Annotated in this window: 21 protein-coding genes and 1 pseudogene; 14 read left to right on the top strand and 8 right to left on the bottom strand. The window is 66.8% G+C overall.

Annotated elements, in window-relative coordinates:
- The first annotated feature begins 299 nt into the window (after positions 1–299).
- Complete coding sequence (locus tag H7J73_RS31260; RefSeq protein WP_276032006.1) at positions 300–653, top strand: WhiB family transcriptional regulator; 354 nt, start codon at positions 300–302, stop codon at positions 651–653.
- Here the strand turns inward: H7J73_RS31260 and bagB are convergent.
- Both bagB and bagA read right to left on the bottom strand, forming a co-directional pair.
- The gene (gene bagB / locus H7J73_RS31265) at positions 650–1774 is read right to left on the bottom strand and encodes an ATPase BagB (protein WP_264071724.1); all 1125 of its coding nucleotides are present in this window, start codon (positions 1772–1774) and stop codon (positions 650–652) included. The genes H7J73_RS31260 and bagB overlap by 4 nt on opposite strands.
- 2 nt (positions 1775–1776) lie before the next feature.
- Positions 1777–2799, bottom strand: a complete 1023-nt coding sequence (gene bagA, locus H7J73_RS31270; protein WP_264071725.1) for an ATPase BagA — start codon at positions 2797–2799, stop codon at positions 1777–1779.
- A gap of 43 nt (positions 2800–2842) precedes the next feature.
- Here bagA and sp36 point away from each other — a divergent pair, with 43 nt between their 5' ends.
- The 3 genes from sp36 to H7J73_RS31285 are packed head-to-tail and all read left to right on the top strand — an operon-like array spanning position 2843 to position 4244.
- Positions 2843–3004, top strand: coding sequence for a Sp36 family protein (gene sp36, locus H7J73_RS31275; RefSeq protein WP_264071726.1), 162 nt, complete (start codon positions 2843–2845; stop codon positions 3002–3004).
- Positions 3001–3456, top strand: coding sequence for a RidA family protein (locus H7J73_RS31280; protein ID WP_264071727.1), 456 nt, complete (start codon positions 3001–3003; stop codon positions 3454–3456). The genes sp36 and H7J73_RS31280 overlap by 4 nt, the downstream gene beginning before the upstream one ends.
- Entirely contained in the window at positions 3453–4244 is a 792-nt protein-coding gene (locus H7J73_RS31285) for an MBL fold metallo-hydrolase (RefSeq protein ID WP_264071728.1), read from the top strand. The genes H7J73_RS31280 and H7J73_RS31285 overlap by 4 nt, the downstream gene beginning before the upstream one ends.
- A 53-nt stretch (positions 4245–4297) precedes the next feature.
- On the opposite strand, the gene crp is transcribed toward H7J73_RS31285, so the two are convergent.
- Together crp and H7J73_RS34050 are read right to left on the bottom strand one after the other, a co-directional pair.
- The gene (gene crp / locus H7J73_RS31290; RefSeq protein ID WP_264071729.1) at positions 4298–4972 is read right to left on the bottom strand and encodes a cAMP-activated global transcriptional regulator CRP; all 675 of its coding nucleotides are present in this window, start codon (positions 4970–4972) and stop codon (positions 4298–4300) included.
- A gap of 357 nt (positions 4973–5329) precedes the next feature.
- A pseudogene (locus H7J73_RS34050) lies at positions 5330–5420 on the bottom strand (hypothetical protein); the annotation flags it as partial.
- A gap of 196 nt (positions 5421–5616) precedes the next feature.
- Between H7J73_RS34050 and nth the strand changes: the two are divergent.
- The 4 genes from nth to marP are packed head-to-tail and all read left to right on the top strand — an operon-like array spanning position 5617 to position 8939.
- Positions 5617–6297 (top strand): endonuclease III, encoded by a 681-nt coding sequence (gene nth / locus H7J73_RS31300; RefSeq protein ID WP_264071798.1) that lies wholly within the window; start codon positions 5617–5619, stop codon positions 6295–6297.
- A gap of 17 nt (positions 6298–6314) precedes the next feature.
- Positions 6315–6953, top strand: a complete 639-nt coding sequence (locus H7J73_RS31305) for a TlpA disulfide reductase family protein (RefSeq protein WP_264071731.1) — start codon at positions 6315–6317, stop codon at positions 6951–6953.
- Between the two features lie 7 nt (positions 6954–6960).
- Positions 6961–7755, top strand: coding sequence for an NUDIX hydrolase (locus H7J73_RS31310; RefSeq protein ID WP_435405612.1), 795 nt, complete (start codon positions 6961–6963; stop codon positions 7753–7755).
- The gene (gene marP, locus H7J73_RS31315) at positions 7752–8939 is read left to right on the top strand and encodes an acid resistance serine protease MarP (protein WP_264071732.1); all 1188 of its coding nucleotides are present in this window, start codon (positions 7752–7754) and stop codon (positions 8937–8939) included. The genes H7J73_RS31310 and marP overlap by 4 nt, the downstream gene beginning before the upstream one ends.
- A gap of 8 nt (positions 8940–8947) precedes the next feature.
- On the opposite strand, the gene H7J73_RS31320 is transcribed toward marP, so the two are convergent.
- Together H7J73_RS31320 and H7J73_RS31325 are read right to left on the bottom strand one after the other, a co-directional pair.
- Positions 8948–9928, bottom strand: a complete 981-nt coding sequence (locus H7J73_RS31320; protein ID WP_264071733.1) for an alpha/beta fold hydrolase — start codon at positions 9926–9928, stop codon at positions 8948–8950.
- Positions 9928–10443, bottom strand: coding sequence for a phage holin family protein (locus H7J73_RS31325; RefSeq protein WP_264071734.1), 516 nt, complete (start codon positions 10441–10443; stop codon positions 9928–9930). The genes H7J73_RS31320 and H7J73_RS31325 overlap by 1 nt, the downstream gene beginning before the upstream one ends.
- A gap of 234 nt (positions 10444–10677) precedes the next feature.
- Here H7J73_RS31325 and H7J73_RS31330 point away from each other — a divergent pair, with 234 nt between their 5' ends.
- On the top strand, positions 10678–11358 hold the full coding sequence (locus H7J73_RS31330; RefSeq protein ID WP_264071800.1) for a chymotrypsin family serine protease: 681 nt from the start codon (positions 10678–10680) through the stop codon (positions 11356–11358).
- A gap of 68 nt (positions 11359–11426) precedes the next feature.
- Here H7J73_RS31330 and acs read toward each other — a convergent pair whose 3' ends face one another.
- Positions 11427–13412 carry an acetate--CoA ligase gene (acs, locus tag H7J73_RS31335; protein ID WP_435405613.1) on the bottom strand — a complete coding sequence of 662 codons (1986 nt, stop codon included), beginning with the start codon at positions 13410–13412 and terminating at the stop codon, positions 11427–11429.
- Between the two features lie 136 nt (positions 13413–13548).
- Here acs and H7J73_RS31340 point away from each other — a divergent pair, with 136 nt between their 5' ends.
- Entirely contained in the window at positions 13549–14307 is a 759-nt protein-coding gene (locus tag H7J73_RS31340; protein ID WP_264071736.1) for a Fic family protein, read from the top strand.
- Positions 14308–14721: 414 nt separating this feature from the next.
- On the opposite strand, the gene H7J73_RS31345 is transcribed toward H7J73_RS31340, so the two are convergent.
- Complete coding sequence (locus tag H7J73_RS31345; RefSeq protein ID WP_264071737.1) at positions 14722–15582, bottom strand: HAD-IB family hydrolase; 861 nt, start codon at positions 15580–15582, stop codon at positions 14722–14724.
- 417 nt (positions 15583–15999) lie between these two features.
- Between H7J73_RS31345 and ssd the strand changes: the two genes are divergently transcribed.
- From ssd to H7J73_RS31365, 4 genes are read left to right on the top strand one after another with little or no spacing between them, the layout of a single operon-like run.
- Entirely contained in the window at positions 16000–17088 is a 1089-nt protein-coding gene (ssd, locus tag H7J73_RS31350) for a septum site-determining protein Ssd (RefSeq protein WP_264071738.1), read from the top strand.
- Positions 17085–18266 carry a TadA family conjugal transfer-associated ATPase gene (locus H7J73_RS31355; protein WP_264071739.1) on the top strand — a complete coding sequence of 394 codons (1182 nt, stop codon included), beginning with the start codon at positions 17085–17087 and terminating at the stop codon, positions 18264–18266. The genes ssd and H7J73_RS31355 overlap by 4 nt, the downstream gene beginning before the upstream one ends.
- A complete protein-coding gene (locus H7J73_RS31360; RefSeq protein ID WP_264071740.1) occupies positions 18263–19069 on the top strand; it encodes a type II secretion system F family protein in 807 nt (268 codons plus the stop codon). The genes H7J73_RS31355 and H7J73_RS31360 overlap by 4 nt, the downstream gene beginning before the upstream one ends.
- Positions 19066–19647 carry a type II secretion system F family protein gene (locus H7J73_RS31365; protein ID WP_264071741.1) on the top strand — a complete coding sequence of 194 codons (582 nt, stop codon included), beginning with the start codon at positions 19066–19068 and terminating at the stop codon, positions 19645–19647. Before H7J73_RS31360 ends, H7J73_RS31365 begins: the two co-directional genes overlap by 4 nt.
- Positions 19648–19695 lie beyond the last annotated feature (48 nt).

A 19695-nucleotide genomic window follows, 5' to 3' on the forward strand; every position in this document is an offset into this window, starting at 1 on the left:
CCCTACAGAGTAACTATGCCGTCTGCACGTCCATCGCCCATGCGGCTACGCAAAGAACTGACTGAGAACAACCTGGTAGCAGGCTGAGGAGCGCTTCACACGGTTTTTCGGGATTGACGGCACGGCCGTCCCAAAAAAGTGGGCCGGAGACTGTTGCGCAAACGACACCTGACCACCTAACTTAGACAGACAGTGCGACACAGGTAACAAAGACCTGCGCAATGTGGCGTAGATCGCATAGGCGTTCTACACCCGTGGACAGTGCCACCGGAAGGTGGCTTGAGCGAAGGGGAGCGCTGATGTCCGGTTCTCAGCCCGCACCGCGCAGAACGACCGCAGTGATGACTCAGAGTGCTGTGCAGAGTGCCGAAGCCGAGGCGCGAATCGCGTGGGTATCCCAAGCCAGATGCCGCGGTGCCGACCCGGATGAACTGTTCGTCCGCGGAGCCGCCCAGCGCAAGGCCGCGGTGATCTGCCGGCACTGCCCGGTGATCGCCGAATGCGGTGCCGACGCCCTGGACAACCGCGTCGAGTTCGGAGTCTGGGGTGGGATGACCGAACGTCAGCGTCGGGCGCTGCTCAAACAGCACCCCGATGTGGTGTCGTGGTCGGACTTCTTTTCTGCCCAACGCAAGCACCGCAGCGCTGGCTAACTTTTAGCCGAAGTAATCTGATCGGCGATGGCCCGCAGCGCGTCAAGATCAGACACGTCGAACGGCAGTGACGGCACACCGACGATGGCCACCGATGGGTTGGCGCCGGTGAAGCGTGACAGCAGCCGCACCTCACGCTTCGCCGTCAGTGCCCGATCGGCATGAACCCGCAGGACAGCCGCAGGTAGTGACTGTGGGTCCGTCGCTTCGAGAGCTTCGGCGCCGTCGACCGCGCGTTCCACCGACAACATGCACAAAGTTGGGTGGGTGCGGTTCAGGATCAGGCCCGCCAGCGGCATGCTCTCCTGCGATAACCGGTCGATGAAGAATGACGCCTCCCGCAGCGCGTCCGGCTCGGCGGCGGAGACCACGACGAACTGAGTACCGCGGCGCTTGAGCAACTCGTACGTCCGGTCGGCCTTCTCCCGGAACCCGCCGAACGTCGAATCCAACGACTGGACGAACGCCGAGGCGTCGGAGAGCATCTGGGAGCCCAGGATCGTCGACAGAGCCTTCATGGCCAGGCCGACCGCACCGGTGAGTAATTTGCCGATACCTCGACCGGGTGCCAACAGCAACCGCCACAGCCGGCCATCCATAAAACTGCCGAGCCGTTTGGGTGCGTCCAAGAAATCCAACGCATTGCGCGACGGTGGGGTGTCCACGACCACCAGGTCCCAGCGATCCTGGGCAAGTAGCTGGCCGAGTTTCTCCATAGCCATGTACTCCTGCGTTCCCGCCAAGGAGGTGGCCACGGTTTGATAGAACTGATTATCCAAAATCGCTTGTGCGCGTTCAGTTCCCGAGTATTCGGTGACCATCTCGTCGAACGTCCGGCGCATGTCGAGCATCATCGCGTGTAATTCGCCGGTCACCTCGGGGGCCAGCGGAACCCGTTGCGGTGTATTGCCGAGATCCTTGATCCCCAGGGCTTGGGCGAGGCGCCGCGCCGGGTCGATCGTCAACACCACCACCGTGCGGCCGTATTCCGCGGCACGCAATGCCATCGCGGCGGCCGTGGTGGTCTTGCCGACGCCACCTGCGCCACAACACACCACCACCCGGTTGGTGCGGTCGGCCAGGATGGACGCCATATCGAGCGTCTGCGGTGTCGTGCTCATGGCTACCTGACTCCTTGCTGGGCGAGCGCTTCCGCAAGCTCGTAAAGGCTGCCGAGATCGATCCCGTCGTTGATGGCGGGCAGTTCGAGCCGGGGTACCTTGATCTCGTCGAGCTGTTCTGCGCTCTCGGCGCGGGCGCGAACCCGCGTGGCATGCTCGATGGTCTCGGTCAGCAGGCCCGCGAATTCGTTGTCGGGCAAGGTGATTCCGGCCTGGGTCAGCCCGGCCCGGACGGCATCGGCGTCGATGTCGCCTTCGGCCGCCTTGGCCAGGTCGTCGGGCGGCAGGAACAGGGGGATGTTCCGGTTGACGATGACACTGCCGATCGGTAGGCCCAGTCCCTGGAGTTCTTCGATCGCCTCGACCGTCTCCTGAATCGGTAGCGCCTCGAGCAGAGTTACCAGGTGGATGGCGGTCTGCTCCGAATGCAGGAGTTTGACCACACCCTCGCTCTGCGAGTGGACCGGGCCACCCTTGGCCAGGTCGGCGACGGCTTTGGTGACGTCGAGGAACCGGGAGATGCGCCCGGTGGGTGGGGAATCGACCACGACCGCGTCGTAAACCGGGCTCTTGGCCCCCTTGTTCGTGCGGACCACCGACTCCTTGATCTTGCCGGTGAGTAGCACGTCGCGCAGCCCCGGCGCGATCGTCGTGGCGAACTCGATGGCCCCGACCCGCCGCATGGCGCGGCCGGCGATACCGAGGTTGTAGAACATGTCGATGTATTCGAGGAACGCCGCCTCGGTGTCGATGGCCAGCGCGTTGACTTGACCGCCACGTTCGGCAGTCGCGATCTTGACCTCTTCATAGGGCAGCGGCGGGACGTCGAAGAGCTGGGCAATGCCTTGGCGCCCTTCGACTTCCACCAAAAGGACCTTGCGTCCGCCGGCGGCCAGCGTCAGCGCGAGAGCCGCCGCGACAGTCGATTTGCCGGTGCCGCCCTTACCCGTGACGAAATGCAGCCGGGCCTTCGCCAAGCGGGAGGGCCAGCCGACATTCATCCCGCCGTTGGGTGTGGTCGCCATGTGTGCATGCTAACCGTGCGGCCCGCAAGGTTAAGCTCTGCCCATGAGCGAGCTGACCACGTGGGAATACGCCACGGTCCCACTTCTGACCCATGCGACCAAGCAAATCCTCGATCAGTGGGGTGCCGATGGCTGGGAACTGGTGACCGTGTTGCAGGGCCCGACCGGAGAGCAGCACGTCGCGTACCTGAAGCGACCCAAATGACCGTCTCGGCCCGCCTGACCGAGCTCGGTATCGAGCTACCGCCCGTCGTCAAGCCGGTGGCCGCCTACATCCCTGCCGTGCGGACCGGCAATCTCGTCTACACCTCAGGGCAGCTCCCGATGGTGGACGGCGCCCTGCCGGCCACCGGCAAGGTGGGCGCCGAAGTCAGTGCGGAGGACGCCAAGGAGTTCGCCCGCACGTGTGCCCTCAACGCGTTGGCGGCCGTGGATTCGGTGGTCGGCATCGACGCGGTGACCCGCGTCGTGAAGGTCGTCGGATTCGTGGCCTCCGCCCCGGGCTTCGGTGGGCAGCCAGGGGTGATCAACGGGGCTTCGGAGCTTTTCGGCGAGGTGTTCGGGGACGCAGGCGCCCACGCCCGATCCGCGGTCGGGGTTTCCGAGCTGCCGCTCAACGCACCGGTGGAAGTCGAGCTGATCGTCGAGGTGCAGTGACGCCACCCAGCGTCCCGACCCACCCGGCGTACGGCCTGCTCCGACCGGTCACCGAGACCGCATCGGTGCTGCTCTGCGACAACCCGGGCGTCATGACACTCGAGGGCACCAACACCTGGGTGCTGCGGGGGCCTGGCAGCGACGAGATCGTCATCGTCGACCCTGGCCCCGACGACGAGGCGCATATCGACCGGCTGGCGGCTCTGGGGCGCGTCAGCCTGGTGCTGATCAGCCATAAGCACGGCGATCACACCGATGGGATCGACATGCTGGTCGAGCGCACCGGTGCGGTGGTGCGCTCGGTGGGCAGTGGCTTCCTCCGCGGCCTGGGCGGACCACTGACCGACGGCGAGGTGATCGACGCGGCAGGACTGCGGATCACCGTGCTGGCCACCCCGGGGCATACCGCTGACTCGGTGTCGTTCCTGCTCGACGACGCGGTGTTGACCGCGGACACGGTGCTGGGCCGCGGAACCACCGTCATCGACAACGAAGACGGCAGCCTGCGTGACTATCTGGAGTCGCTGCGGCGCCTGCACGGACTCCGTGGCCGCACGGTGCTGCCCGGGCACGGCCCCGACCTTGCCGATCTGGAATCGGTCACCGCGATGTATCTCGCGCATCGCGAAGAGCGACTCAACCAGGTGCGTGACGCGCTGCGCGAGCTGGGGGAAGATGCCGCGGCCCGCACAGTTGTCGAGCACGTCTACACCGACGTCGACGAGAAGCTCTGGGACGCCGCCGAGAAATCGGTGCAGGCGCAGCTGGACTACCTGCGGGCCGAGTGATTACGGCGTGCCCATAACCGGTCAGCGGTCGTGAGCACGCCGAAATCGCAGAGTTAGCGAGCCCGCCTTGCGAGTCGCTCACTGTCGCTGATCAGCACGCTCTTACCCTCGAGCCGGATCCAGCCGCGGTGGGCGAAGTCGGCCAGCGCCTTGTTCACGGTCTCGCGGGACGCGCCGACGAGCTGCGCAATCTCTTCCTGGGTGAGGTCGTGCGTGACTCGCAGAGCCCCACCCTCCTGTGTGCCGAAGCGCTGGGCCAGTTGCAGCAGCTGCTTGGCGACGCGTCCGGGCACATCGGTGAAGATGAGGTCGGCAAGGTTGTTGTTGGTGCGGCGTAACCGACGGGCCAGCACACGCAGCAGCTGCTCGGCGATCTCGGGCCGATCGGCGATCCAGGCGCGTAACGCCTCCCGGTCCATCGATACGGCGCGGACCTCGGTGATGGTGGTCGCGCTGGAGGTGCGCGGCCCGGGATCGAAGATCGACAGCTCACCGAACATGTCCGACGGCCCCATGATGGTCAGCAGGTTCTCGCGACCATCCGGGGACTTGCGGCCGATTTTGACCTTCCCGGAAATGATGATGTACAGCCGGTCACCTGGCTCGCCTTCGGCGAATACCGTGTGCCCCCTGGGGAAGTCGACCGGTTGTAGCTGTTTCGTTAGCGCGGAAACCGCGCTGGGTTCGACTCCCTGGAAGATTCCGGCCCTCGCCAGGATCTCGTCCACGTTGCCCCTCTTACTTCTCAGATGATGTGTACGCGCTGACCAGCCTCTATATGGCTAGCGTGACAAGTGTAGAGGTACGCAGATCAACGACAGGCCAACGCTACACACGATTTGCGTGCGGAGTCTCCCGAAACTCCGGATTGGCGTTGGCGTGAGCAAAACGGCGGGTCGGCAAACCGGGTTCGCCGTCGATAGTGCCGCGCACCGTCCGAAACGCAGTACGCAGCGGCGGAACCACCGGGAAATCGTGATCTGACCGGCGGGAAATGGCACGCTGGGGGAGCTCTGGCCTGGGTGCGGCGGCGTCGATCAGCTTGGTCAATTGCTTCGCCGATTCGACGGAATCGTCGGTGATTCCTGCCTCGAGTCGTTGCAACCCGAAGGTCGCCAACATCAGCAACCCGGGGACGCACGCTGCCAGCAACCAGGACACAAGGGAAGTAAACACGGGGAAGGTCTCAGCGGGATCACAAATTGTCACCGGTCCGAACCGGCGCCGATCTGCGATCGGTCCGTCTTCGGCTCGTCTTGTCGGGGCCCATCAGTACCCTGACAGGGTGGCAGTGGCAAAGGTGGCGAGACAGCCCCTCTCCCGCAAATGGGAGCGGGAGACGCAGCTCGGTCTGACCCGTCGGGCGCGGCGGATGAATCGCACCCTCGCGCAGGCATTTCCGCACGTCTACTGCGAGCTCGATTTCACCACGCCGCTCGAGTTGACGGTGGCCACCATCCTGTCCGCTCAGAGCACGGACAAACGGGTCAACCTGACCACGCCCGCACTGTTCAAGCGCTATCGCAGCGCGGTCGACTACGCGACCGCCGACCGCGTCGAACTCGAGGAACTGATCCGCCCCACCGGCTTCTACCGGAACAAGGCCACTTCGCTGATCGGGCTTGGGCAGGCACTCGTGGACCGGTTCGGGGGTGAGGTGCCGAAGACGATGGACGAACTCGTCACGCTGCCCGGGGTCGGGCGGAAGACCGCCAACGTCGTGCTGGGCAATGCCTTTGACATCCCCGGTATCACCGTCGACACCCACTTCGGCCGGCTGGTGCGCCGTTGGGGATGGACCACCGAGGAAGACCCGGTCAAGGTCGAGAAGATCGTCGGTGAGCTGATCGAACGCAGCGAGTGGACGCTACTGAGTCACCGCGTGATCTTTCACGGCCGCCGGGTGTGTCACGCCAGGAAGCCCGCCTGCGGAGTCTGCGTGCTCGCCAAAGACTGCCCGTCGTTCGGCACCGGCCCCACCGATCCGCTGCTCGCCGCCCCACTGGTGAAAGGTCCCGAAACCGATCACCTGCTGGCCCTGGCCGGCCTGTAAAACCTCCCGCAGCGCAGATGAGCACGTCGACCCGGTGGACGATCGTTGTCGTGTCGGTGATCGCCGTGTTGGTCGCCGCGCTGCTCAATCAGCTCGGCGACGATTCGGTGCCCCGGCCGGGAGCGCCGACGGTGGCTGACCGCCAACACCGTGATGCCGACACCGTCGAAGCACTGGCCGGGCCTCGGCGCAGCGCCGATCTGGCGCCGTGCCCGGTCGGCGGGGAGAACCCCGGCCCGCCGAAGCTGCGCGGTGTCGTCGTGGAATGCGCGGCCGACGGCGCCACCGTGGACGTCGCACGTGCCCTGGCCGGGCGCCCCGTCGTACTAAACCTGTGGGCCTATTGGTGTGGGCCCTGCGCGCAGGAATTGCCGGCAATGGCCGAATATCAACGCCGGGTCGGCCCGGGCGTCCTGGTCGTGACGGTGCACCAGGACGAGAACGAGACGGCCGCGCTACTGCGGCTGGCCGAGCTCGGCGTCCACCTGCCGACGTTCCAGGACGGTCGCCGCAGCATCGCCGCCGCGCTCGGTGTACCCAACGTGATGCCCGCAACCGTGGTGCTGCGCGCGGACGGTACCGTGTCCCAGATCCTGCCGCACGCCTTCGCCACCGCCGACGAAATCGCTGCCGCGGTCGGAGGCGATCTTGAATGAGAGGGGTGTGGCCTTGAGCGCTGGGGACACCTCCCGCTCGCGGGAGACTGTTCCGCTCACGCCGGATACCGGTCCGGCCTGGCTGCAACCCCTCGTCGACAACATCGACAACGTTCCCGGCGCGTACCGGCGCCGGGTGCCCGCCGACGTGTTGGCGATGATCACCGCCGCCAACGCGCAGGCCACCCTGGTCGGCGCGAAGCGCGACGCCGCCGTCCTCGTGTTGTTCTGCGGTCCGCGGACCGGTGTCGTCAGCGGCGCACCGCCCGACGACGCGGATCTGCTGGTCACCGTCCGGGCCTCCACGCTGCGCCACCACGCCGGGCAGGCGGCCTTCCCCGGTGGCGCCGCCGACCCCGGTGATGATGGTCCGGTGGCTACGGCACTGCGGGAAGCGCGTGAGGAGACCGGTATCGACACCGACCGGCTCCAGGTTCTGGCCACGCTGGACAAGATGTTCATTCCGCCCTCGGGTTTCCACGTCGTCCCCGTGTTGGCCTATTCGCCCGACCCGGGTCCGGTGCAGGTCGTCGACGAGGCCGAGACGGCGGTCGTCGCGCGGGTGCCGTTGCGTGCCTTCATCAACCCGGACAACCGGCTGATGGTGTTCCGCAGCGAGAACACCAGCCGCTTCGCCGGTCCGGCGTTTCTGCTCAACGAGATGCTCGTGTGGGGTTTCACCGGGCAGGTCATTTCCGCGATGCTCGACGTCGCCGGCTGGAACGAGCCCTGGGATACCACGAACATCGTCGAACTCGACGATGCGATGGCCCTGGTGGGCTCGGATGGGAACCGACGATGACACCGTCGCAATGGCTCGATATCGGCGTGGTCGCGATCGCCTTCGTGGCCGCCATCTCCGGTTGGCGCTCCGGTGCGCTCGGCTCGGTGATGTCGTTCGTCGGCGTGATTCTCGGCGCGGTGGCCGGGGTACTGCTGGCTCCGCACATCGTGGGCCATGTCGACGGTCCGCGGGCCAAACTGTTCGCCACCTTGTTCCTGATCTTGGCGCTGGTGGTGATCGGTGAGATCGCCGGCGTGGTGCTCGGACGGGCGGTCCGCGGGGCCATCCACTCGCGCGGAGTGCGGACAGTCGATTCGCTGATCGGCGTCGTGCTGCAGATGGTGGTCGTGCTGGTTGCGGCGTGGCTTTTGGGCAGCGTGCTGACATCCTCGGATCAGCCGAATCTCGCCTCGGCTGTACGGGGTTCGAAGGTGCTCGCGCAGGTCGAAGGTGTGGCCCCCGACTGGTTGCGCGCCATTCCCAAGAAGCTCAAGGGCGTCGTCGACACCTCTGGGCTACCCGAAGTCCTGCAGCCGTTCGGTCGAACGCCGATCGCCGCTGTCGACGTACCCGATGCCGCCCTGGCGACCAGCCCCATCGTCGCGTCCGTGCAGCCCAGTGTGGTGAAGATCCGCGGTGTCGCACCCGGCTGCCAGAAGGTCTTGGAAGGCACCGGCTTCGTTGTCGCACCCAATCGCGTCATGTCGAACGCGCATGTGGTGGCCGGCTCTGACACCGTCACCATCGAATCCGCCGGGCAGACCTACGACGCCACAGTCATCTCCTATGACCCCAACGAAGACATCTCCTTGCTGGACGTGCCGAACCTGCCCGCCCCGGCGCTACCGTTCGCCGACAGGCCCGCGGCCACCGGAACGGACGCTCTGGTCCTCGGCTATCCCGGCGGCGGTGACTTCGCCGCCACACCTGCCCGGATCAGGGAGACCATCGAGCTCAACGGCCCGGATATCTACCGCACGACCACGGTTAACCGCGAGGTTTATACCATCAGAGGCACTGTGCGGCAGGGCAATTCGGGTGGGCCGCTGATCAACCGGGCCGGTCAGGTGCTTGGTGTGGTATTCGGTGCCGCTGTCGACGACACCGACACCGGGTTCGTGCTGACCGCCAGCGAGGTCTCCCGTCAGCTGGCTAAGGTCAACGACACTCAGAAGGTGCCCACCGGGGCCTGCGTTTCCTGACGAGGCCGCTACGCCTGCCGCGCCGGACCCGACGCGCCGTAGACGTGGGTCAGGAACCGGGTCAGGTGTTCGTTGACTTCGTCCGGAGCTTCTTCGTGGCCGTAATGCCCTGCGCCGGAAAGAGATACGAACCTGCCGTGCGGTGCGTAGCGCAGCGTCTTCTCCACGGGGTCGGCGAGTACGTACGGGTCAGCATCTCCGCGCATGTGCAGCAACGGTATCCCGACCTGCCGGTTCATCGACCGCATGAACCGGTGGCCCTCGCTGCGGAACTGGCTGCGCACCGCCCACCGCTGGTATTCCAGGGCGCAGTGCGCCGCGCCGGGGATCTGAATCGCTTGCCGAAGGTAGCCGATCGTCTCCGAAAAGTCCTCGGAAACCGGCCACTTACCGACGGTGCGATCGCGGATCATGGCCTCCAGCTCGTCGGCGCCGTGGCGGGTCAGCACGCGTTCGGGCCACATCGGCAGCTGGTAGCTCAACAACGACGGCAGCAAGGCGCGGCTCTGGTCGCGCCGGGTCAGAACGGCCCGCCGCAGCGCCGCCGGGTGTGGTGAGCTGACCAGGGCGACGGCCCGGACCAAGCGTGGGTGCAGTACCGACGTCGCCCAGCACACCAGACCGCCGTCGGCGTGCCCGACCAGAGTCGCCGAGGAATGCCCGAGCGCACGCACCAGTCCTGCGGTGTCCCCGGCCAGCGTCCAGCCGTCGTAGCCGCGGGGTGGCTTGTCGCTGCCGCCGTAACCGCGCAGATCCACCGCCACCACCCGTGCGTTCCGCAGCCCGCGCAGCTGATGGCGCCAGGACCACCAGAACGAACCGAAACCGTGCAGCAGGATGACCAGCGGGCGTGCGGTGGCCGGTTCCCGGCCCGCGGCGCCCGTCTCGGGCTCCGCCTCGACCACGTGGAACCGAATGCCGTTGGCGTGGACGTCGAGATGACGCCACGGCCCGGCGATGCGGGTGATCGACGGGTCGGGTGGGGCCATTACCAACCTGAGGGATCAGTGGGTGCCGGCGCTTTGCCAGGCACCACGGGTTCGGCCGCCCTCGCCGCACCCTGGCCGGTGAAGGCGGCCTTGGTCTCCTTGACCGACTCGATCGTCTTCCGTGGACCTCGGATGCGTCGCACCTTCAGATAGCCCAGCAGTGCCAGCGCGGCGGTGGTCAGCACCATCACCGCGAACACGATCAGGAACGCCACCCATCGCCAGAGCCAGGTGTCGAGTAGCTCTGCGACGAAGAAAAAGAAGAAGAACGTCGAGTAGAACAGCACCACCAGGGCGAGGATGAAATAGACGCTGCCAGTCAGGCCCTTTTTCACATCGCGGGTGATCTCCGCGCGTGCGAGTTCGACCTCGGCCCGGACCAGGGTGGACATCTGTGCTGTGGCGTCTTTGACCAGCTCACCGATCGACGGGTCGGCCGAAGCCGCATGCGGGTCCACCAGCGGGATCGAGGTCACGGTGGCAGGGATGCCATTCTTGCGATCGCCATTGCTCACGGACGGAGTCCTCCCGGCAGGTCAAAGTCATCGGCTGTCGTCGGGTTCATGGTGCCATGCCGCACAGGGGAGGGACGAGTCCGGCCGATCGGAGGGCCTGGGCCACGGTGAAGCAGATGTTGCTGGTGTGGTGCCGCTAGACTCGGCCGCAGCTATGACGCGGTCGGGGCGTTTGATGCAACCAATCGGACCGACCCCGAAAAGGAGGACGCCGTGCGACACCGCTGGCGCGGGATGGTCGCGGGCCTGACGGTGGCGCTGGGCGCCGTGTCGCTCGTTACTGCAGGAGCTGCCGCCGCTGACCCGGTAACGCTGGGTGGCGGCTCGGGCATCGTGGTCAACGGCGACGCCTACTGCACGCTGACCACCATCGGCAAGGACAACCGCGGCGACCTGATCGGCTTCACCTCTGCCCACTGTGGCGGTCCCGGTGCCGTGGTGGCAGCAGAGGGCGCCGAAGCAGCGGGTCCCGTCGGCACCATGGTCGCCGGCAACGATGCGCTGGACTATGCGGTGATCCGTTTCGATCCGGCCAAGGTGATACCTACCAACAACGTCGACGGTTTCGTGATCGATGGGCTGGGGCCGGACCCGCGGACCGGTGACATCGAGTGCAAACAGGGCCGCACCACGGGCAATTCGTGCGGGGTGACCTGGGGGCCGGGTCAGGACCCAGGCACCTTCATCAGCCAGGTCTGCGGTGCGCCTGGTGATTCCGGCGCCCCACTCACGGTCAACAACAAGCTCGTCGGCATGCTGCATGGCGCCTTTACCGACGACCTGCCGACGTGCGTGCTCAAGTACATCCCGTTGCACACCCCCGCGGTCACGATGTCGTTCAACACCCAGCTGGCCGACATCACTGCGAAGGACCGCCCGGGAACGGGTTTCGTTCCCTTTGGGGCCGTCGCGTAGCCTCGCGACCAGACGCAAAAGCCCCCAATTCCGCGCGGAAATGGGGGCTTTTGCGTCTGCTCGGCGAGCTACTTCGACGCGCGGATCGCCTCGAACACGCTGGGGTCCAACAGGGTTGAGGTGTCTCCGAGCTCACGACCTTCGGCGACATCACGCAGCAGCCGCCGCATGATCTTGCCGCTTCGCGTCTTGGGCAGCTCAGGTACGACGTGGATCTCACGGGGCCGGGCGATCGGCGAGATTTCGGTGGCGACCTGTTTGCGTAGTTCGTTGACCATGTCATCGCGATCTTCGTCGGCGAAGCGGGCCTTGAGGATGACGAACGCACAGATGGCCTGCCCGGTGGTGTCGTCACTGGCGCCGACGACGGCGGCCTCGGCGACTCCGGAGTGGCCGACCAGGGCGGATTCGACCTCTGCGGTCGAGATGCGGTGCCCCGACACGTTCATCACGTCGTCGATGCGGCCCAGTACCCAGATCTCACCGTCGCTGCCGTAGCGGGCGCCGTCACCGGCGAAGTACCAGCCCTGCTCGGCGAACCGCGACCAGTAGGTCTCCTTGAACCGGTCCGGGTCGCCCCAGATTCCGCGCAGCATCGACGGCCACGGCTTGTCGAGTACCAGGTAGCCGCTGACCTGTTCACCGTGCCCGGTGCCGGGTTCGAGTTGGTTTCCGTCGTCGTCGACGATCTTGGCCGAGATGCCCGGCAGCGGGGTCATCGCCGATCCTGGTTTGGTATCGGTGACGCCCGGCAGTGGCGAGATCATGATCGAGCCCGTCTCGGTCTGCCACCAGGTGTCGACGATCGGGGTGCTGTCGGCGCCGAACACGGTGCGGTACCAGCGCCACGCCTCTGGGTTGATCGGCTCGCCGACCGATCCCAGCAGCCGAAGGCTGGACAGGTCGTGCTCGGCGGGGATCTGGCGGCCGAGCTTCATGAACGTGCGGATCAGCGTTGGAGCCGTGTAATAGATTGTGACACCGTACTTTTCGATGATCTCGAAATGCCGGTGCTCGGTCGGCGAGGCCGGCGTGCCTTCGTAGACCACCTGGGTGGCGCCGTTGGACAGCGGCCCGTAGACGAGGTAGGTGTGCCCGGTGACCCAACCGATGTCGGCGGTGCACCAGTAGACATCGGTCTCGGGTTTGATGTCGAAGACGTTGTAGTGGGTGTACGACGTCTGCGTGAGATACCCGCCCGAGGTGTGGACGATGCCCTTGGGTTTCCCGGTGGTGCCCGAGGTGTAGAGCAGAAACAGCGGATGCTCGGCGTCGAACGCCGCCGGAGTGTGGTCTTCCGACGCGGCGTCGACGACATCGTGCCACCACACGTCGCGACCGTCCGACCACTCGATGTCGATACCCGTGCGGCGCACCACAACTACGTGTTCGACGGTCCCTTGGCCGGCAACAGCTTCGTCGACGGCGGTCTTCAGCGAAACCGCCTTGCCTCGGCGGTACTGCCCGTCGGTGGTGATCACCAGTTTCGCTTCGGCGTCGTCGATGCGGGCGCGTAGCGCCGAGGCGGAGTAGCCGGCGAAGACCACCGAATGCATGACGCCCAGCCGCGCGCAGGCCAGCATCGCGACGATCGCCTCGGGCACCATCGGCATGTAGATCGCGACCCGATCACCGGAGACCAGGCCCAGCTCGGTCAGGGCGTTGGCAGCCCTGGACACCTCGTCCTTGAGTTCGGCGTAGGTGATGGTGCGGGCATCGTCGACGGGTTCGCCCACCCAGTGGATGGCCACTCGATCGCCGTTGCCGGCTTCGACGTGCCGGTCGACGCAGTTGTACGACACATTGAGCTTGCCGTCGGCGAACCACTTCGCAAACGGTGCCTCCGACCAGTCCAACACCTCGGTGAACGGAGTCGCCCACGACAGCCGGTTGGCCTGCTCTGCCCAGAACGCCAGACGATCGGCTTCCGCTGTGCGGTACAGCTCTTCGGTTGCGTTGGCATTCTCGGCGAACTCCGCCGACGGCGGATAGGCTGACGAGACTTCGGTGTTCGTATCGGACATGCTTGTGAGCGTAGTCACCCAACGTTGCATAGACGTTGGCAACTCACAGTGGACGCTGCGGGGCGGCGCGTGTGGTGCGCCGAACGGTAGTCGATCACGGGGTCAGCGGTTCCACAGGACTCGATCGTGAAGGGCCGACCCCGTCGAGCCGGTAGGGTGACCGGCCGTGACCGCTGACCCGCTGGCCCCGCTGTTGAACCTGCCCGGGGTTGCCGATGCGGCCGAGCACGCCCGCGATGCGCTGGCCAAGGCCCACCGGCACCGGGCCAACCTGCGTGGCTGGCCGATCACTGCCGCGGAGGCGTCCTTGCGCGCGGCCCGGGCCTCGGCCGTCCTCGACGGTGGCGCCCTGCAGCTTGACGAGAATACGGCCAGCGATCCGGTGTTTGCCGGCGCCCTGCGCGTCGCCCAGGCACTTGAGGGAGGCGGCACCAGCCTGATCGGCGTGTGGCAGCGGGCGCCGCTGCAGGCACTGGCACGGCTGCACATGCTGGCTGCCGCAGACCTCGTCGACGATGAGGCCCAGTTGGGTCGCCCCCGTGCGGTCCCGGAGATCCACGCCCGTCTCGACCTGCTGGTCCGGCTGATCACCGGCCCGACGACGGTGCCCGCCACCGTGTTGTCCGCGGTGGCGCACGGCGAGCTTCTGACGCTCGCCCCGTTCGGCAGTGCCGACGGTGTGGTGGCCCGCGGCGTGGCGCGGTTGGTGACGATCGCCAGCGGCCTCGATCCGCATGGACTCGGGGTGCCGGAGGTGCTCTGGATGCGCCGTGGAGCCGAGTACCGCACTGCCGCGGAAGGGTTCGCCGCCGGGACGGAGCAGGGCCTGACGGACTGGTTGCTGATGTCGTGTCGCGCGCTGCAGGCCGGGGCCAGGGAAGCCGAGTCTATCGCCAACGCGAAGGATCAGGCCGGCAAGAAGTAGCGCGGTCAAACACCCGGACAGCATGAAGCGGGCGGCGTGCCGAACGTATTCGGCGCGCCGCCCGTTAGCACGGAACTCCGGTTACCATGCGTGCGACGGTGGGCTGCGTGGGTCGGCCTCGGCGATCTTGCGAAGCTTCTCGGCTCTTTCCCCGCCCAAGGGGACTCGGTAGTCGATTCGCTTATCGCAATTACGCAGGCCCGCAACACTTCTGCCATTATCGCGGCTGTGGCTCCGCGTGGGTGCCGGGATCCGTGCTGGGTTGCCGGGTTAGGGGAGGTCGAGCCTTCTCTTCCGAGTCGACCTTGGCCCTACCAAGCTTCCGTGCTTCCTTTGTACTCCGTGACCCCGGTCACATCAAGGCCTTGTTCGAAGAAGATGGCCGGCGACCCCGGATTGTTATTTCGCCGTGTCTCACACCGTGAATCGGCGCAGCAACGAGTACGTCAGCGCGCCTGCGGCCAACGCACTGATCCCGACGGCGGCGGTGGTAGCCAGCGCGGCGCTGGAGGGGGCGGTGGGCAACCGGTCGCGCAGCGACACGGGTTTGTTGAACGTCACCACCGGCCAGTCTCGACTGGCCGCCTCGCGGCGCAACCCGCGGTCCGGGTTGACGGCGGTGGGATGACCGACGGCTTCCAGCATCGGCAGGTCGGTGATCGAGTCCGAATATGCGTAGCAATGTTCGAGCGAATAGCCCTCGCGCGCAGCAAGTTCGAGGATCGCGTGCACCTTGCCTTCGCCGTAGCAGTAGAACTCGACCTCTCCGGTGTATTTCCCGTCCTCGACGACCATGCGGGTGGCCATCGCATGGGTGGCCCCCAGTGCCCGCGCAATCGGGGCGACGATCTCTTCGCCGGAGGCCGAGACCACGACGACGTCGCGGCCGCACAGTTTGTGGTCGGCGATCAGATCGGCGGCCTCGGCGAAGACCAGCGGGTCGACGATCTCATGCAGTGTTTCGCCGACGATCGACTTCACCTGCTCGACATCCCAGCCCGTGCACATCGCGGTGACATAGGACCGCATTCGGTTCATCTGATCGTGGTCGGCACCCGACATGAGAAAGAGGAACTGGGCGTAGCTGGATTTGAGTACGGCGCGCCGATTGAGCAGACCCTGGTCGAAGAAGGGTTTGCTGAAGGCGAGTGTGCTGGATTTGGCGATGACGGTCTTGTCCAGATCGAAGAACGCTGCGGTCCGCGCCGGGGCGCCGTGGGTGCCGCGACTTTGCGGTGTTGTTAGCTGCGGGGCGTCCTGATCGGATGCGGTCACGGTCCCAGGATAGGTGTGGTTGTGACACCTACCGAGATCCCCGTCAAAATGGCAGTACAAGCCACCTGTCTGAGACTGCAATTCTGTGGTGCTGTTCGACCAACTTGTTACCTCGTCAGACTTGCATCAGTGCCGGCAGTCGTGTGTATAGTGAGCATTACTCGGCTTATGCCGGGTGTGCATCAGCCCGACCCCCCGGGGCTGATACACGACGACCTCCGCCTCCTCCCCCCCTGGCGGGGGTCGTCCCTTTTGTGGGGGTAGTTCGCCAGTTCTTGGCGTCAGCGAATCAGATCTTGCGGAATCGAATTCATCCCTGTCTCTGCTCCCGTTCGAATTCATCCCCAGATCGAACGTTGTCCACATTCGCTAGAACTGCGGTGGTGTGTCGATTCCGGGCTGGTGCACCGTTGAGCGATGACGACCACAGCGGCGATCCTGGCTCTCGTATCCGACGCCGAAGTGCGGCACGAGATAGACCAGGTGGCGGCCGCTGTCGGTGTCTCGGTGGTCCATCTGGGGCCGACCGCAGCGGTCAGCCGTAAGACCTGGTCGGCGGCGGCTGCGATCGTCGTAGACCTCGAGGCCGCGGGTCGCTGCCGGGCTGCGGTACTTCCGCGCCGGTCAGCGGTTTTCCTGCTGGTGGGCGGCGAGCCGGACACCGCAGCATTCCAGGTGGCGATAACAGTTGGCGCGCAACAGGTGCTATCGATCCCGAGCCAGGCCGCGGAACTTGTCCGTGCCTTAGCGGCTGCGGCAGACCTCGGACGTGCCGAACAGCGTCACGGCGAGGTCGCGGCGGTGATCGCCGGCCGCGGGGGCGCAGGGACGTCGCTGTTCGCCGCCGCCATGGCCCAGGCGGCCGCTGATGCTCTGCTGATCGACCTCGACCCGTGGGGCGGCGGTATCGATCTCCTGCTGGGCAGTGAGAGCACGGCGGGGCTGCGCTGGCCCGATCTGGCGGTGCAGGGTGGCCGGCTGAGCTGGTCGGCGGTCCGCGATGCGCTGCCCCGGTACCGGGGTATCAGCGTGTTGTCTGGCACCAGAAGCGAGCATGAGCTGGTCGCCGGCACGGTCGACGCCGTCATCGAAGCAGGTCGGCACGGCGGTGCGACTGTTGTGTGTGATCTGCCGCGGCGCCTCACCGATGCCGTCATGACCGCACTGGACGGCGCCGACCTCGTCGTCTTGATCACCCAGTGCGACGTACGGGCATGTGCGGCCACCGCCGCGATGGCGCCCGTCCTGAGCGCGGTCAACCCGAATATCGGACTGGTCGTGCGCGGGCCGTCTCCAGGCGGGTTGAGTCCCGCCGACGTCGGTGAGATTGTCGGGTTGCCGGTACTGGCGGCGATGCGGCCGGAGCCATTACTCGCCGAGAAGCTGGAACGCGGCGGTGTGCGGATGGGGGCGCGTTCGCCGCTGGCTCTCGCCGCCCGACAGGTCCTCGCGGTGTTGCGGCAGCACCCGCACAATCGCGCGACAGTGCAGGAACCGGCCGCGTGAGCGCCTCACTGATCGAGCGTGTCAGGGAGCGCCTGGCCGCCGAATCCGCGAGCCAATCCGGCAGGCTGCGGCCCGACGTGGTGGCGGACGCCATCCGGGCGGAATCGGGGGGTGTCCTCGGTGACACTGAGGTCCTGAGCAATCTGCGGGTGCTGCAGACCGAGTTGAGTGGGGCGGGCATTCTCGAGCCACTCCTGGCCGGGCCCGGCACGACAGATGTTTTGGTGACGGCCCCGGATTCGGTCTGGGTCGATGACGGAAACGGTTTGCGGCGCAGCTCGATTCGCTTCGCTGACGACGACGCCGTGCGCAGGCTCGCCCAGCGGCTGGCGCTGGCCGCCGGGCGTCGTCTCGATGACGCGCAACCGTGGGTGGACGGCCTGTTGACCGGAATTGCGGGCGGGCGCCTGACCGTTCGATTGCACGCCATCTTGCCGCCGATCGCGGTTGCGGGTACCTGTATCTCGTTGCGCTTGTTGCGGCCCGCCACGCAGGATCTGGCCGCGTTGGTCGCTTCCGGCGCCATCGGGTCCGCGGCGGCGACGCTCTTGCGGGATGTGATGGCCGCCCGGCTGGCCTTTCTGGTGTCCGGGGGCACCGGCGCGGGCAAGACGACGCTGTTGTCGGCGCTGCTCGGCTCGATTCCTGGCCATGAGCGCATCGTGTGCGTCGAGGACGCCGCCGAGTTGGCGCCCCCGCATCCGCACCTGGTCACGCTGGTGGCGCGGGGCTCGAACGTCGAGGGCGCAGGCGAAGTCACAGTGCGTCAGCTCGTCCGCCAGGCCTTGCGCATGCGGCCGGACCGCATCGTGGTCGGTGAAGTCAGGGGTGGTGAGGTGGTAGATCTGCTGGCGGCGCTGAACACGGGTCATGACGGCGGGGCGGGCACCGTGCACGCCAACAGCCCCGCCGAGGTGCCGGCCAGGCTGGAAGCGCTCGGTGCGCTCGGCGGACTCGACCGCGCAGCGCTGCACAGCCAGCTCGCCGCCGCGGTTGACGTCGTTCTGCACGTCAGCCGCACCCCGGCAGGGCTGCGGAGTCTCTCAGAAATTGCTGTGCTGCAACGCAACCCGGAGACCGGCGAATGTCGGACCGTCACCGCCTGGCATGTCGAACGCGGTGCCGGCCCCGGCTCCGATGAGCTCCAGCGCCTGGTGCGGCGACGGATAACGCCATGAACGGCAACTGGAGCCTTTCGGGAGGGGTATGTGTCGCTGCCGTCGCGTTGGCCGGCGCCCTGCTGATCACCCCCGGCTCCTCCCGGCAACGGCTGATCCCTCAGCGACGGCGTGGCAGCGGCCGGTTACCGGCTGTCGCCGCGGCAATCGGTGGGCTCGCCGCCGCGTTATGCATCTCGCTGACAACAGGTTTGGCACTGATATTGGCCGGTGGCACGTTGCTGTTGCGGTATCGGCGGCGGGTCGCGCGGCGCCGGACCGCTGAAGAGCGCCGCCTGCTGCAGGCTGCGCTGGAGGTGCTGGTCGGCGAGCTCAATGTCGGTGCGCATCCTGTGCGGGCGTTCGCCATCGCCGCCGAGGAGACCGGTGGAGTGGTCGGCTCCGCATTCCGCTTGGTGGCCGCCCGCGCCGGCTTGGGTGCCGACGTATCAGCCGGCCTGAGGGCGATCTCGGCCCGCTCGACGCTCGCCCACGAATGGAACCGGTTGGCGGTGTTCTGGCAGCTCGCCGCACAACACGGACTGGCGATCTCCACGCTGATGCGAGCCGCGCAGTTGGATATCGTTGAGCGACAACGCTATTACGCGCGGCTGGACGCAGGTATGGCCGGCGCCAGGGCCACTGCCGTGATTCTCGCGGCGCTGCCGGTACTGGGCGTGATGCTCGGCGAGTTCATCGGCGCCGCTCCGGTCGCCTTTCTGACCGGCGGGGGATTCGGCGGTGCGCTACTGGTGATCGGTGTTGCGCTGCTCTGTGCCGGGCTGTGGTGGGCCGACCGCATTACCGATCGGCTGACGGCATGAGCGTTGCGGCATTGGCGCTGGCCCTCGCCCTGCTGATCAGCGTTGGACCGCTTGCCGTGCAACGACGAGTGAGAACGGTGCGGCCACCTGCCGGGCGGACCAGTCGAACATCTGGTCGGCTGGATCCACTCGCGGACGCGGCGAGCCTGGACGTACTTGCGGTGTGCCTGGATGCCGGGATGGCGGTGCCCGCGGCGGCACGGGCCACCGCGACGTCGGCCCCACCGCAGCTGGCTGCGCTGTTACGCAGGGCGGGTGACCTTTTGGCGCTGGGCGCAGACCCGGCGGTGGCGTGGACGGCGCGCGGCGAAGTGGGTCTCGGCGTGGGTGCAGGCGCGCTCCTGCGGCTGGCCCGCCGCTCCGCGGCATCCGGCGCCGTCCTCGCCCGCGGTGTATCGGAGCTGGCCGCCGAAACCCGACAGGACGTCAACCACAACGCGGCCGCAGCGGCCGAACGTGCGTCGGTGGTCATCGCGGGTCCACTGGGACTGTGCTTCCTGCCCGCTTTCGTCTGTCTCGGGCTGATTCCCGTGGTCGCCGGGCTGGCCTCAGATGTGCTCGGGTCGGGTCTGGTGTGACGGGCCGGATGCTTTGTCCAGTGAAGAAAGAAAGGAAAACAGTTGAGG

This window comes from Mycolicibacterium komossense, from assembly GCF_025822605.1.
Classification (GTDB): Bacteria; Actinomycetota; Actinomycetes; order Mycobacteriales; family Mycobacteriaceae; genus Mycobacterium; species Mycobacterium komossense.